Annotated in this window: 12 protein-coding genes, 1 rRNA gene and 1 riboswitch; of the genes, 8 read left to right on the top strand and 5 right to left on the bottom strand. The window is 39.8% G+C overall.

Annotated elements, in window-relative coordinates:
• Nucleotides 1-89 precede the first annotated feature (89 nt).
• The 5 genes from ACE1TH_RS09375 (at nucleotide 90) to ACE1TH_RS09355 (ending at nucleotide 6,029) form a co-directional block, all read left to right on the top strand.
• Nucleotides 90-962 carry an ROK family protein gene (locus tag ACE1TH_RS09375; protein WP_099302192.1) on the top strand — a complete coding sequence of 291 codons (873 nt, stop codon included), beginning with the start codon at nucleotides 90-92 and terminating at the stop codon, nucleotides 960-962.
• 164 nt (nucleotides 963-1,126) lie between these two features.
• On the top strand, nucleotides 1,127-2,776 hold the full coding sequence (locus ACE1TH_RS09370; RefSeq protein ID WP_375078812.1) for a M20/M25/M40 family metallo-hydrolase: 1,650 nt from the start codon (nucleotides 1,127-1,129) through the stop codon (nucleotides 2,774-2,776).
• Nucleotides 2,777-3,037: 261 nt separating this feature from the next.
• On the top strand, nucleotides 3,038-4,543 hold the full coding sequence (locus ACE1TH_RS09365; protein ID WP_375078811.1) for an MDR family MFS transporter: 1,506 nt from the start codon (nucleotides 3,038-3,040) through the stop codon (nucleotides 4,541-4,543).
• A 121-nt stretch (nucleotides 4,544-4,664) separates the two neighbouring features.
• A complete protein-coding gene (locus ACE1TH_RS09360; protein WP_099302189.1) occupies nucleotides 4,665-5,672 on the top strand; it encodes a 3-oxoacyl-ACP synthase III family protein in 1,008 nt (335 codons plus the stop codon).
• Between the two features lie 18 nt (nucleotides 5,673-5,690).
• Nucleotides 5,691-6,029 carry a hypothetical protein gene (locus tag ACE1TH_RS09355; RefSeq protein WP_099302188.1) on the top strand — a complete coding sequence of 113 codons (339 nt, stop codon included), beginning with the start codon at nucleotides 5,691-5,693 and terminating at the stop codon, nucleotides 6,027-6,029.
• Nucleotides 6,030-6,064: 35 nt separating this feature from the next.
• On the opposite strand, the gene ACE1TH_RS09350 is transcribed toward ACE1TH_RS09355, so the two are convergent.
• Together ACE1TH_RS09350 and ACE1TH_RS09345 are read right to left on the bottom strand one after the other, a co-directional pair.
• Complete coding sequence (locus tag ACE1TH_RS09350; RefSeq protein WP_099302187.1) at nucleotides 6,065-7,588, bottom strand: UDP-glucose--hexose-1-phosphate uridylyltransferase; 1,524 nt, start codon at nucleotides 7,586-7,588, stop codon at nucleotides 6,065-6,067.
• Nucleotides 7,589-8,764, bottom strand: coding sequence for a galactokinase (locus ACE1TH_RS09345; protein WP_099302186.1), 1,176 nt, complete (start codon nucleotides 8,762-8,764; stop codon nucleotides 7,589-7,591).
• A gap of 217 nt (nucleotides 8,765-8,981) precedes the next feature.
• Between ACE1TH_RS09345 and guaC the strand changes: the two genes are divergently transcribed.
• Nucleotides 8,982-9,965, top strand: a complete 984-nt coding sequence (guaC, locus tag ACE1TH_RS09340) for a GMP reductase (protein WP_099302185.1) — start codon at nucleotides 8,982-8,984, stop codon at nucleotides 9,963-9,965.
• Between the two features lie 78 nt (nucleotides 9,966-10,043).
• Here the strand turns inward: guaC and ACE1TH_RS09335 are convergent, their stop codons facing one another.
• The 3 genes from ACE1TH_RS09335 to ACE1TH_RS09325 form a co-directional block, all read right to left on the bottom strand.
• Nucleotides 10,044-10,334 carry a CotD family spore coat protein gene (locus ACE1TH_RS09335; protein WP_099302184.1) on the bottom strand — a complete coding sequence of 97 codons (291 nt, stop codon included), beginning with the start codon at nucleotides 10,332-10,334 and terminating at the stop codon, nucleotides 10,044-10,046.
• Between the two features lie 139 nt (nucleotides 10,335-10,473).
• Nucleotides 10,474-10,971: a phosphatidylglycerophosphatase A family protein gene (locus ACE1TH_RS09330; protein ID WP_375078810.1), complete on the bottom strand. Its 498-nt coding sequence runs from the start codon at nucleotides 10,969-10,971 to the stop codon at nucleotides 10,474-10,476.
• Nucleotides 10,972-11,000: 29 nt separating this feature from the next.
• Entirely contained in the window at nucleotides 11,001-11,363 is a 363-nt protein-coding gene (locus ACE1TH_RS09325) for a hypothetical protein (RefSeq protein WP_375078809.1), read from the bottom strand.
• Nucleotides 11,364-11,518: 155 nt separating this feature from the next.
• A riboswitch (purine riboswitch) is annotated at nucleotides 11,519-11,620 on the top strand.
• Nucleotides 11,621-11,695: 75 nt separating this feature from the next.
• Here ACE1TH_RS09325 and ACE1TH_RS09320 point away from each other — a divergent pair.
• Nucleotides 11,696-13,000 (top strand): NCS2 family permease, encoded by a 1,305-nt coding sequence (locus ACE1TH_RS09320; RefSeq protein ID WP_375078808.1) that lies wholly within the window; start codon nucleotides 11,696-11,698, stop codon nucleotides 12,998-13,000.
• Between the two features lie 375 nt (nucleotides 13,001-13,375).
• Nucleotides 13,376-13,495: ribosomal RNA gene (locus ACE1TH_RS09315) — 16S ribosomal RNA — on the top strand; the annotation flags it as partial.

The raw sequence follows: 13,495 nt of genomic DNA, 5'->3' as shown, positions 1-13,495 counted from the left end.
CTATTTTACAAAAAACAATCAGAACGTAAAGCAAAATAAGAGGATGGATGCTATACTTTTTACTAGTTTACTGGGTAGGAGGAAAAGGAATGAACAACGTTCGATACGGTGGTTTGGAAGCTGGAGGCACAAAAATGATTTGTGTGGTAACAGATGAGGCAGGGGTTTGGTTGGATCGCCTTACGATCCCAACATTAACGCCAGAAGAAACCGTTCCACCTATTGTTGCTTTTTTTAAAAAGAATGGAATTACAAGTCTAGGGATTGGTAGTTTTGGTCCTCTAGACCTAAAAGAAGGCTCCGATACATATGGTTCTTTAGCGAGTACGCCCAAAAAAGGCTGGAAAGGCTATCCATTGTTAGATGCATTTAATGAACTAAATGTTCCGATCGAAATCACGACAGATGTAAACGGTGCGGCATTGGCGGAAGCGACAAAAGGAGCTGCTAAAGGGTTAGATAGCTGTATGTACATAACCGTTGGAACGGGAATTGGCGCTGGAGCAGTTGTAAATGGAAACGTATTAGAGGGATTATCCCATCCTGAAATGGGGCATGTACCAGTCAAACCACATAAGGATGATTCGTTTCAAGGTCACTGTCCGTATCATGGGACATGTGCAGAAGGGATGGCTGCAGGCCCAGCGATTGAAGCGCGTTGGGGGAAAGCCGGCATAGAGTTAGCGGGAGACGATAAGGTATGGCAGCTAGAAGCCTATTATCTTGCTCAAGCGATTGCAGCATATACGTACGTATTATCCCCGAAAAAAGTCATTATCGGTGGTGGAGTCATGAAGCAAAAACAGCTTTATGCCCTCATACGAGAAGAACTTGTCCAACAGCTAAATGGCTATATGGATATAGGAAATCCAGACGACTATGTTGTTCCTCCTGGCCTTCATGAACACGCTGGGATTGAAGGGGCATTGTTACTTGCCCGTCAAGCAGAAAGAAAACGTTAAATCCAAAAGCTATGATGGCTACATCCGTACCCATCATAGCTTTTTTATATGGAGAAGAAGGATTTTGTCGAATGGAACACGTATTTGTTAAAGGAGAGAAGAGGAGGCACAGCGAAAGAAGCGATACATACGATAGATTAGCATAGATAAGGGAGGTCTTTTCGATGTCTTATTCTCACTTTCAAGCTTATCCACATTCTGACCGTGTCTTAGAATTAACAAAAGAACTTGTTCATCAGCCGAGTATTTCTGGAACGACCCAAGAAAATCAAATGGCTGATTTAATTCATTCAATTTTGTTGCGCAACCCTTATTTTCAAAAGCATCCAGATAACGTAAAGCAGATTCCTTTAAAAGGAGATCCTCTAAATCGAATCGCCATTGTAGCGATGCTCGACAAAAACGCTCTATCAAAACGAGCGACGATATTACTTAGTCATTTTGACGTTGTCGGAGTGGATGATTTTGGCCTTTATAAGGAGGAAGCTTTTAAACCGGTTCAATTACAGCAGCGTCTTTTACAAGAGCAAGAAGGATTTTTAGACGAAGATGCTAGGAAAGATTTGCATTCCAATGACTACTTGTTCGGCAGAGGTTCAATGGATATGAAAGCAGGCCTAGCTATGCAGTTATCCATTATGGAAGACATTGCGAACGACGAGCATTCAAAAGAAAATATTTGTCTAGTTGCAGTTCCAGACGAAGAAAAATTGTCGCTTGGTATGTTTGCTGCTGTAGAAGAACTTGAACGCTACCAACAAGCTGGCTGGGAATTTTCCGCATGCATTTGCTCAGAACCGAATTTTTCAGCTTATCCAAACGATTTTAATAAATATATTTATACTGGTTCAACCGGTAAATTGTTACCGTTCATCTATTGTTTAGGAAGAGAGACGCATGTCGGTCAACCCCTGGAAGGCATTAATGCTTCAGTTATGGCTGCGCAACTTGCCGTTGAAATGGAATGGTCGGACACTTTTTCTGATCAACTAGATGGAGAGTCATCCCCTTCTCCAACGTGTTTGCGAATCCGTGATTTAAAAGAAACTTATGATGTTCAGACGCCTAATGAATCCTACTTGTTTTATAACGTACTCACCTTACATTCTAGTCCTGAAGCAGTCATGGAAAAAGTAAAACAGGCCTGTCTCCATGCAAGTGAAGCGATTTACGAGCGACTAGTTAATCATCGCCTTGCTTTTGGAACAGATGCTCTAGCTGCTGCTGTTCCGCAGCCAAAAGTGTACACGATTACAGAACTTTATGAGCGAGGAATCGAAAAGTACGGCATTTCTTTTAAACAATCTTATGAAACCATTATCGAAGAAAGTATCGCAGAGAATGACAATTTTACTGATCAAACATTGACTGTCGCAAGAAACTTATCATCCTATTTCTTAGATCTCGCACCCTTTTATTTATTGTTGTTACAGCCACCTTATTACCCGCACGTCAAGCTGGATGAAACGAAAGATGATGCGATTCTCCAGCTGACAAAATCGTTGCAACACATTGGAACCGAATCGTTTCAAGAATCCATTGTATTAAAGACATTTTTCCCTGGATTGTCTGATGTGAGTTACCTCCGCTCTAAAGGTGACGAGCGAGCAGAAACAACGCTCACAACCTTTATGCCGCTCTATAATAAGAATTACCTAATCCCTATTCAGGCCATTCAGAAACTCAATGTGCCAACGATTAACGTAGGCCCATTTGGAAAGGATGCGCATAAACGAACAGAGCGATTACAGCTGTCTTATTCAACAAAAGTAGCCCCAGTTTTGTTACGTTATGCGACAAAGCATTTAGCCTAGGCTTGATGGGTTTTGGGTGAGGAATGTTAGACACAATCTAAAAAAATTGCTCTAGCTCAAATGCTCCTTTAAGAACCTAGTCGGTCAAGAGGGCTCTGCTAGAGCTTTTTTTCATTTACCATACCAACTGTCGTTAAGAGAAAGTGTCGTTTTGATGCAAAACAATAAAACAGAAAAATTGTAAATTTTATAGGTAGAGGATGAAATCGTAGTGTACACTAGAAAGAGAGTTTGAAGTGTGAACAAGTAAGGAGTATACATATGAAAACATCATCCTTGGTAACGGCTGGTCTCTTACTCGGAATTTTTATGGCAGCGATTGATAATACCATTGTTGCAACGGCTATGGGCACGATTGTAGGGGACTTGGGAAATTATGATCAGTTTGTCTGGGTCACCGCAGCATACATGGTTGCGATGATGGCAGGTATGCCGATCTATGGCAAATTATCTGACATGTATGGAAGAAAACGTTTCTTTTTATTTGGTTTAATTGTTTTTTTAATTGGCTCTATTTTATGTGGGTTGGCTGATTCTATGAATCAACTTATTGCCTTTCGAGTAATTCAAGGAATTGGTGGAGGCGCATTAATGCCAATCGCATTTACGATTATTTTTGATATTTTCCCACCTGAAAAGAGAGGGAAGATGACAGGGTTAATCGGCGCTGTTTTTGGCGTTTCTAGTGTGTTTGGCCCGTTAATGGGTGCGTTTATTACGGAAACGTTAAGCTGGCATTGGATTTTCTATATTAATGTACCGATCGGTGCAGTTGCATTGTATTTAATTGGTCGTCATTATAAAGAAACGTTGGAAACGAGAAAACAGAGAATTGATTGGCTTGGGGCTTCCACACTTGTTATTGCGGTTGTTTGTTTAATGTTCGCGTTGGAATTAGGCGGAGAAGCTTATGGTTGGTCTTCACCAGAGCTTTTGGCTTTATTTGCCTTAGCGTTGGTCGCTTTCATTGTTTTTGTTTTTGCGGAACGTCGTGCAGAAGAACCAATTATTTCGTTTTGGATGTTCAAAAAGAGGTTGTTTGCGACATCGCAAATCATTGCATTTATTTACGGTGGGACGTTTGTTGTATTAGCCATTTTCATCCCTATCTTTGTGCAAGCCGTTTTTGGAGGATCTGCATCGAGTGCTGGAACGACGTTAATGCCAATGATGATCGGTTCAGTCGTTGGAAGTATGACAGGAGGGATGTTGCAAACAAAGATACCATTTCGGACAATGATGATCTTTTCAGGTGTATGCTTTTTGACCGGAATGATCTTACTCTCGACGATGACACCTGACATTTCGCGTATCATGCTAGGGGTCTATATGTTTTTAGCAGGATTAGGTGTTGGATTTTCCTTTTCATTATTACCAGCAGCTTCGATTAATGATTTGCCAAAGCGTTATCGCGGATCGGCAAATTCAACGAACTCGTTTTTGCGTTCATTCGGAATGACCGTTGGAATTGCAATTTTTGGGACTGTACAAACCATGTCATTTTCAAACCGTATGAATGAAGCATTTGCCGATAGGGTGAACGAAAACTTAATAGCAGATCCACAAGAGTTGTTTACACCAGAAGGTCGGGCACAAATACCAGACAATGTTCTGGCAGTCATTACAACAACGATGTCGGACTCCATCACGTTTATTTTCACCTTGGCAATTATTCCGATAAGCTTAGCTCTGCTAACATCCTTTTTTATGGGCGGAGAAAAAGTAGAAACGAGCGAGGACTTAAAGATGAAAGGGTCACCTGAATAAATGAGAACCTGTAGCTAAGGCTGCAGGTTTTTTTATGAAAATTAACAGAGACAGCTATTAAAAATTGGCGGAACTTGTCGATATGTATAATGTACGTTAGATAGAGAGAGGAGAACTGCGCTTGAGTAGTATTATTGTTAAAAATGCAGCGAAATACTTGCCAGAATCTATAAAAAACCGTGAAGACATGCGCACCCATTTTGCGGCTGTTGGTGCACAAGTTGATTCACTTTTTGATATAGGCGGGAGAGAAAATCATCCATATATTAGCGATTATCGACAAGAGACGTCGGTTACGATGGCAACAAAGGCATGCCAAGCTGTTTTAGATAAAGAGGGACTTTCGTTAGCAGATATACACGGTTTGTTTTTTGTATCGGATGCACCTGAGTATACGGTTCCTTCGAATGCAATTACTATTGTAAATGCGCTTGGAGAGGGCAACGATGGAGCTGTAAAATTTGTGATGGATTTAAATCAAAATTGTACAGGGTTATTGTCTTCTTTTGATATGGTAAGTGCGTATATGAAGACGCGCAATGACTTAAAGCGATGTCTACTTGTTAGTGTATTTAACTCCACCCATGTGTCGCATCAAGACGATCCGGTTACATTTGGCTTTTTAACGGATGGTTCAAGTGCGCTTCTTCTAGAAAAGACCGAACAAGATGGAAAAGGAATAGTCGATTCTGATACGTTAATTGGTTCTGATGGTTGGGAATTAATGAGTTTTCCTGCCGCTGGGTACTCGAAAGTATTTAAAGAAGAAACGACATTAAGAGAGCGGACGCTACGGTGGGAAGTTGGTCCAGCTGGCTGGATTCCCGATAAATATATGGAAGTCCTGCCACAATTATTGGAACGGAATGGCTTAACAGAGAAAGACATTGACTACTTTATTTGCTCGCAATTTCACGAAGGTTTAGTGAAAAAAACATGTGAATTAATGGAGTCGTCGATGGATAAATGGTTGTTTGTCAGCCGTGACTACGGATATGCAGGGAATGCTTCACCAGGTTTTGCTTTTGAATCAGGTTTAGAGTCAGGTAAATTCACAGAGGGAAAAACGATTGTTTGGTTTTCATTCGGCGCAGGCTATACGCTGTCGGCATTATTATATAAATTTTAAAAAAAGGACTGATGTTTGATGTATTCAATGAATCTCGACAAAAACAAAAAACGCTTCACAATTGTTGTGAGTGGATTTATTACCGAAGAGGAAGCGGAAGCATATACAAACGACTATGTTAAGCATGCTTCTTCTATTAATTGTGCGGAATATACGCTCGTATTAGATGGTAGCGACATTATTGCTTCTAAACAGAGCATGCTAGATGGACTTAAAGCGCTTATTCAATCTTATATTGACCATGGCTACAAAGAAATTTTATTCGTTCAAGCAAAATCACCTTCAGCTCGAGCGCAGTTGCGTCGAATCGATGTACTCATGAACAATGTTCGTTTAATCGAAGTAAACGAAGTATGAGGTGAGGAAGAGGCCTATTACCCAGGCCTCTTTTCTTATCGGTTATTTCTTTCACAATACCTCCAAAAGCGATTGAATCCTTCTAATCCCTCTTTAGAATCTTTGAAAACACCAGCATGATGCAGAACTGCCATAAAAATATGCCCAACTTCTTTTTTTAGTTCATCACCAATATTATCTTTTGTCAGCTTTTGCCCTAATCGTCTTTTCAGTTCGATTGCCCAATGACAATGCTTTTCCGTATAAGGAGACTGAGAGAGTGAAGTTTCTGCATGTTCATTTAGTAGAACAGATGCAATTTCTTCTAACTCCTTTTTTAACCGACCTGGCAAAATGGCTAGCCCCATGACTTCAATAAGACCAATGTTTTCTTTTTTAATCGCATGAGCTTCTTGGTGAGGATGAAACAAACCGAGAGGGTGCTCAACTGTTGTTCGATTGTTACGTAGAACTAAGTCTAGTTCGTAATGATTGTTGTTCATACGGAGCACAGGTGTAATGGTGTTATGAGACTCATTTTCCGTAAAAGCAATTAGATCAAGCGAGTGATCAGAATAAGATCGCCAGTTTTTTAAAATGAGAGAGGAAGCCGCAATTAAGTCGCTTCGATTCGCTCCCGTTAAACGAATTACTGACATAGGCCACTTTAAAATGCCTGCTTCAACCGTAGGAAACCCTATGTTTGAGAGCTTTTGTTTAAGCGGAGCATGAGCCATTGGAAATGAATGCATCCCGCCTTGATAATGGTCGTGTTCAAGAATAGAGCCGCCAACAATAGGTAAATCTGCATTCGATCCAATAAAATAATGTGGGTATTGATCAATGAAATCGAATAATCGTTCAAATGTCGTGTCGTTTATTTTCATTGGTGTTTGTTCGCCGGAAAAAATGATCGCATGCTCGTTGTAGTAGACATATGGAGAAAACTGAAAATACCACTCTTCACCAGCTAATGTAACAGGAATATAGCGTAAATTGTGTCTGGCAGGATGGTTAAGTGAGCCTTTGAAACCTATATTTTCTTTAGCAAGAGGCCCGTTTGGGTAGCGTTTTGGTTGTAACTGCTTTCGTGCCTCCGCAAGTGCTGTTGGATCTTTTTCGGGTTTTGACAAATTGATCGTTATGTCTAATGGTCCGTAAGCTGTGTCGACATGCCAACTTTCATTTAATTGAATCCGATCCATTCGAATGTAATTGGCATGTTTGTTGAACTCGTAAAAGGATTTAGTCGCTGTTTCAGGACCATATTTGTTTTCTTTGTGTCTAAACCAAATCGTCACGTCACTTGGCCGAGGAAGAAGAAGATTCATAATCGCTGTGTCGAATAAATCACGATGTGTGACCGTATTATGAGAGATCAAGCCTCGAGAAAACGCCCAGTCAAGTAAAGGGGACAAAATGTTTTCAAGCTGTTCTTCTTCCGTGACGTGAACTTCTTCAGGATAATCGAGTTGTAAAAATTCAAGAAGGCGGTTATGAAGATAGCGTTTATCTTCTGGTAAGAATAAGTTCTTTCTTAGACCGTAAAGCAATAACTGTTCGATATAAATATGAACCATTTATAGCCCTCCTTCATAAATTTTTTTGACCCCGTCTCCAGCTAAGCTTGTATAAAAATCTGGTTGGATCTTTGTATGCTGATGATACTGCTTCGCCACATTTTCTTTAAATTGGCCAATATAACTTTGATGAACAAGACTTACAGTGCACCCTCCAAATCCTGCACCAGTCATTCGAGTGCCAATACAGCCACTTTGATCTTTTTGGATAGCGTAAAGGAGGTCAAGTTCATTTCCAGTAACGTCATAATCTGTAGCAAGCGAGTCATGTGATTCACACATAAAATGACCAAATTTATGAATATCGTGCGCTTTTAAGTGTTTGACAGCTAGTTGAACGCGATGATTTTCAGTGACAATATGATTGATTCGTTTTTCTAAGACGGGATTCTGGATGGTCGCTTTCGCAATTTGCCATTCTTCAACGGTTAAATCGCTTAAAGATTCCAATTGATACCCCGCTTCCTGTAAGATTGCTACCCCTTGTTCACACTCTGCGCGACGCTCATTATACTTTGAATCTGCTAAGCCACGCTTTTTATTTGAGTTTGTTAGCACCAATGCATACTCACCCAGTTCAAGCGGCACAAGCTCGTGGTGAAGGGTTTTCGTATCAATAAAGAGCGCATGTGCTTCTTTCCCAAGGCCCACAGCATATTGATCCATAATGCCACTATTTACCCCGATATAATGATTTTCAACACGTTGACAAAGTTGAGCAAGCGTCGTTCGATTCAAATTTGATCGAAGGGCATCATTTAGGAAATAAGCGGTCACCATTTCGATGGAAGCTGAGGACGATAACCCTGCTCCGTTTGGTAAATCCCCGAAAAAATAAAGGTTCATACCTGGAAGCCGGTAGCCGAGCTGCTGAAATTCACGAAGCACTCCTTTTGGATAATTGCTCCAATCGTCTTTTTCAGAGTAAGTAAGGTTATCAATTGAATACTGATAGGTCGTTTGAAAATTAGCGCTCTGCATGTTAATCGTCTCATCGTTTCTAAAATTTACTGCTAAGTAGGTACCCATCTCTAATGCTGCAGGAAATACATAGCCACTGTTATAATCTGTATGTTCACCAATAAGGTTAACACGCCCTGGAGAAAAATAAATTCGTTGAGGGTCTTCATTTGCAAATGAGTTAAAGGCTTGTTTTAATGAGTCAATAATTGTCATGTAATCACACTCCTACCTCTAATGTTACCGTTTTCTAAATGAAAAGATATAGAAAAAATTGCGATTTTCTCACCTATAATTGTGGAGATGGTTCGTAACCGTTTTCTTTTAATTGTAAGAAAGCTTTGACTTATAGATAGAAATCATGTATATTACGGAATGGGCGAACGATTAAACGTCCTTTGTGTTTTAATATTCGTTTTTAGGGGTGTCTTAGATGGAAAATGTATTTGATTACGAAGATATTCAATTAATTCCTGCAAAGTGCGTAGTGAATAGTAGAGCAGAATGTGACACGAGTGTTGAATTAGGAGGACGCACATTTAAGTTACCAGTAGTTCCTGCAAATATGCAAACCATTATAGATGAAAAGATTGCACTTTATTTAGCAGAAAACGGATATTTTTATGTCATGCATCGATTCCAACCGGAAAAACGCTATGCTTTTATACAAGATATGCACGCGAAAGATCTTTTTGCTTCAATTAGTGTAGGTGTAAAAGAAGAGGAATATCGCTTTGTTGAGCAACTAGCAGCAGATGGTGTCATTCCTGATTATATTACAATTGATATTGCTCACGGACACTCTAATGCCGTGATTGAAATGATTCAACATATAAAAAAGCAATTGCCTACTAGCTTTGTCATAGCAGGGAATGTGGGTACACCAGAAGCTGTTAGAGAGCTGGAGAATGCTGGTGCTGATGCAACAAAAGTAGGAATTGGACCTGGGAAAGTCTGTATCACAAAAATAAAAACAGGTTTTGGAACAGGTGGGTGGCAACTAGCGGCGCTTCGCTGGTGTGCAAAAGCCGCAAGTAAACCCATTATTGCAGATGGTGGTATACGAACCAATGGCGATATAGCAAAATCCGTTCGTTTTGGTGCGACGATGGTGATGATTGGCTCCCTTTTTGCAGGTCATGAAGAATCGCCAGGCGAAACAACAGAAAGAAACGGCAAATTAGTAAAAGAATATTTTGGTTCGGCTTCTGAATTTCAAAAAGGTGAAAAGAAGAATGTGGAAGGTAAGAAGATGTTTGTTGAACATAAAGGTTCCTTGACCGATACATTAGAAGAAATGGAGCAAGATTTACAATCATCCATTTCATATGCTGGTGGGTCAAAGCTTGAATCAATTCGAAATGTTGATTACGTGGTTGTGAAGAACTCGATTTTTAATGGCGATAAAGTCTATTAATTTGAATCAAAAAAGCTTTATGAGTAGGTTGCTCATAAAGCTTTTTTTGTAAAAAATGCTTCTAGACATACTGATCTATTATAAAAACCAATCCCAGCCTTGTCTTGGACGTCTTGTTCGTTGTTGATCGTGACATGCTACATTCTCAACTTCTTGATCTTCTTCAATAATAACTTTCTCAGGGTAATGATGGACGTGACGGTAGATTTTTTTTCGTTTTACAACGGTTTCGATCGGGTGAACTTCCGGAATGATGACAACTTCTACTTCTTCGACGACTCTTTTTTTAGGAGCGTGTATGATTGGGTCCGTTTCAGTAATATGAATGTTATCCTTCTTTTTCCCACATTTAGAGCAACGATGTTCCATAAGATTCACCTCCTTAATAAAGCTCTTATTTATAAGCTATGTATTCGATTCTTATTGGACTCGTTATATGCCCTGGAAGGTGAAGAAAAGGCGCTTATACATAAAAAAAGAGAAGCGGGTTAAACCGCTTCTCTTTTTGTTAATCTCGAACGCCTGCCCCTTCTTCTGAGTGTGCGAGTCGACTTGATGCAGCTGCAGCAATTGCGCCGACAATGTCATCAAGAAATGTGTGGCATTTGTCTTGATTATGGTCATTAAGTTTTGCAAGAATACCAGGCTTAATTTTATCCACATAGCCAAAATTTGTTAACCCGATCGATCCATAAACATTAACAATGGATAAGGCGATAATCTCGTCAATTCCGTATAAACCTTCATCAGATTCTATAATCTCTTGTATAGGAGATGAAAGTTTCTTTTGCTCTGCTAATCGATCAAGCTCAATGCCTGTTAATAAAGCGTTTTGAACTTCACGTTTAGCAAGCACTTTCATGACATGGTTTCTGCACATCTCTTTCGTTAAATTAGGGACGTAGGGTGTTTGTAAATCATAGACAAGGTCCATAATATCCTCAATTGTCACTCCACGGTCCTCTAGGTTCTCAATTGCTAAGTCAATTGTTATGTTGTGAATCAATGTAAGTGCCCCTCTCTGTTTTAAACCATCTATTTCTTACTATACCCTTTTTTTCGTTGTGGAAATAACCATTCACTCGAAATAATTTGGATGCCAGAACCTTTTGTGGGTAATAACCTTCTTACAGCACGGCAAGCTATTGATTCGTAATCTTCTATATAACGGCTAAATGTTAACGGAGGGACGAGTATCTCAATCGTTGCCGTTGCTGCTACTTCATTGTAATGGTTTCGCCAGTATTTATAATTCTCGAACTGCAAGACCTTAACCGAATCTGTTATGGTTTTTTTATATTGTTGCTCAAATAATTGTCTTGTCTGTGGCAAATCGAGGTTTTTGTCACCAACATGAATGTATAAAGTTGTTTTGCATCTTGCCTTACAAACGTACATCAATGGCCTCCATCTCATCTTGTACGGCAAGTATACAAGAAAAGGGTGGTCTTGAAAATAATTGGATAAATAACGAATGTTTTTTAATTATACTCTTTTAATGTTCGTATTTTATATTGACAACTGCCTTTACTATTGCTAAACTAATTTCGTACTAAATCGTATAGCATTTCGATCGTATATCCGCAGAAATAAGGTCTGCAAGTTTCTACCGAGCTACCGTAAATAGCTTGACTACGATATGAGAAGCGCTGTTTGCATAAAACAACCTTGTCATGTCGACTCTAGGTAGAACATCCTAGAGTTATTTTATTTTGGGGGGAAAGAAAAGAATGGATCGGTTCTTTCAATTAAGTGCAAACAAAACATCTATACGACAAGAAGCAGTAGCAGGATTAACAACATTCCTGGCAATGGCCTATATCTTGTTCGTCAATCCAGATATATTAGGTGCAGCAGGGATGGACCAAGGTGCAGTGTTTGTTGCGACAGCGTTAGCTGCAATGGTTGGTTCTATTATAATGGGATTAATCGCAAACTATCCAATCGCCCTTGCTCCTGGAATGGGTTTAAATGCCTTCTTTGCTTACACGGTTGTTATAAACTATGGTATGTCCTGGCAAGCTGCATTATTTGCGGTTTTTGCATCCGGTGTAATCTTTATCTTTATTACAATTTTTAAACTTAGAGAAAAAATTATAAATGCAATACCAGAAGAGCTTAAATACGCGGCAGGCGCCGGGATTGGATTATTTATTGCTTTTATTGGACTTAAAAATGCTGGGATCGTAGTAGGGGATGAAGCCACTCTTGTTACGATGGGGAATTTACAATCTCCTGGAACGTTGCTTGCCATCTTTGGTATTGTGATTACGATTATCCTTGTTGTGATGAACATTAAAGGCGCAGTTTTTTATGGCCTCGCATTAACGGCCCTGGCTGGTATTTTAACAGGGATGAATAGTCTAGATGGTGGAATCCTTTCTATGCCACCAAGCTTAACGACTTTTGGAGCAGCTTTCCAATTTGAAAGCTGGACTGATGAGATTTTTACTTTACAGATGCTCATTGTCATTTTAACGTTTTTATTTATCGTCTTTTTCGATACAGCAGGAACATTGTTTGCTGTTGCGACACAGGCTGGTTTTGTTAAAGATAATCGCTTACCTCGTGCGGGAAGAGCATTATTTGCAGATGCGAGTGCGACGACAGTTGGTGCCGTTTTCGGTACATCAACTACAACAGCTTACGTAGAATCGACATCAGGCGTAGCGGTTGGTGGTCGAACGGGGTTAACCGCGATCTTTACAGGTCTGTTTTTCTTAGTAGCGCTATTCTTTTCGCCACTGCTATCTGTCATTACAGAACAAGTAACGGCTCCTGCTCTTATCATAGTTGGAGTTATGATGGCGACTTCTCTACGTCATATTGATTGGAACAAGATGGAGATTGCCGTTCCGGTATTTTTTACAGTCGTTACGATGCCGTTAACTTATAGCATTGCTACAGGGATTGCACTCGGTTTTGTTCTTTATCCATTAACGATGATTGTTAAAGGACGTGGAAAAGAATTACATCCACTTATGTATTTATTATTTGTGGCATTCGTGTTATTCCTATTCTTCTTACCTCATTAATTTTTTCTTAAAAGCGATTCGTCAAAAGGCGGGTTGCTTTTTTATTTATAGAGAATGAAACAATTATTTATATAGGAAGAAAAACGGTTTTTTTGCATGTTTAATTGTTCGGAATTAATTTTTATTATTTTTTTATGAAATAGTATTGACGATACACGTTAAATCTTGTTATTATATCTAAGTCGCCAACAGATGGCGCAAACAAGTTCTTTGAAAACTGAACAAAAGCCAAGCGTAAAAGAGATACAAGGTATCTCGTCAATGAAGTTAGACACAGCTTTTAAAAAATGTGCAACAGCTTAGGATCTTCGACTACGATCGCAACATCCGTGTTGCAACGTCGAAGTCAACACATCCGTGTGTAAGTAAACACTTTTAACGGAGAGTTTGATCCTGGCTCAGGACGAACGCTGGCGGCGTGCCTAATACATGCAAGTCGAGCGGACAGAAGGGAGCTTGCTCCCGGAAGTCAGCGGCGGACGGGTGAGTAACACG

It is taken from the genome of Shouchella sp. JSM 1781072 (genome assembly GCF_041949915.1).
Taxonomy (GTDB): Bacteria; Bacillota; Bacilli; order Bacillales; family Bacillaceae_D; genus Shouchella.
This window is presented reverse-complemented; position numbering and strand designations above follow the sequence as displayed.

Coding starts and splice junctions, on each gene's coding strand:
- ACE1TH_RS09320 (WP_375078808.1), top strand. CDS start 11,696: ATGGATCGGTTCTTTCAATTAAGTGCAAACAAAACATCTATACGACAA.
- ACE1TH_RS09335 (WP_099302184.1), bottom strand. CDS start 10,334: ATGGAACATCGTTGCTCTAAATGTGGGAAAAAGAAGGATAACATTCAT.
- ACE1TH_RS09375 (WP_099302192.1), top strand. CDS start 90: ATGAACAACGTTCGATACGGTGGTTTGGAAGCTGGAGGCACAAAAATG.
- ACE1TH_RS09345 (WP_099302186.1), bottom strand. CDS start 8,764: ATGACAATTATTGACTCATTAAAACAAGCCTTTAACTCATTTGCAAAT.
- ACE1TH_RS09350 (WP_099302187.1), bottom strand. CDS start 7,588: ATGGTTCATATTTATATCGAACAGTTATTGCTTTACGGTCTAAGAAAG.
- guaC (WP_099302185.1), top strand. CDS start 8,982: ATGGAAAATGTATTTGATTACGAAGATATTCAATTAATTCCTGCAAAG.
- ACE1TH_RS09370 (WP_375078812.1), top strand. CDS start 1,127: ATGTCTTATTCTCACTTTCAAGCTTATCCACATTCTGACCGTGTCTTA.
- ACE1TH_RS09365 (WP_375078811.1), top strand. CDS start 3,038: ATGAAAACATCATCCTTGGTAACGGCTGGTCTCTTACTCGGAATTTTT.
- ACE1TH_RS09355 (WP_099302188.1), top strand. CDS start 5,691: ATGTATTCAATGAATCTCGACAAAAACAAAAAACGCTTCACAATTGTT.
- ACE1TH_RS09325 (WP_375078809.1), bottom strand. CDS start 11,363: ATGTACGTTTGTAAGGCAAGATGCAAAACAACTTTATACATTCATGTT.